Source organism: Vibrio sp. 10N.222.52.B7 (assembly GCF_041474275.1).
GTDB classification, from domain to species: domain Bacteria; phylum Pseudomonadota; class Gammaproteobacteria; order Enterobacterales; family Vibrionaceae; genus Vibrio; species Vibrio crassostreae_C.
Genome location: NZ_JBFRTU010000814.1, coordinates 1 through 254, shown reverse-complemented (window position 1 = coordinate 254; position 254 = coordinate 1). Strand labels below are relative to the sequence as shown.

The following is a 254-nucleotide window of genomic DNA, read 5'->3' as shown; positions in this document are numbered from 1 at the left end:
GAACACCAACATCAACGCCGCATACTCAATCAGTAGAGATCTCTTTTCTCCTACTCGGTCAATAAAACGACCCACCACAGGTAATGCAACAGTAGCGGACAAGCTGGATAACATAAATAGAGCGGCCATCATTGCGATCGTGTAATGGAATTTGGTGACCATGAGTAAGCCTGCAAACACGACAAAGATCTGTCTTCTTGCCCCGCTTAGAAAGGTCAATATGTAATATGTGGTGTATTCACGACGTACAATAA

Annotated in this window: 1 pseudogene; it reads right to left on the bottom strand. The window is 43.7% G+C overall.

Annotation, left to right across the window (positions count from 1 at the left end):
* A pseudogene (locus tag AB4512_RS25430) lies at positions 1-254 on the bottom strand (MFS transporter); the annotation flags it as partial.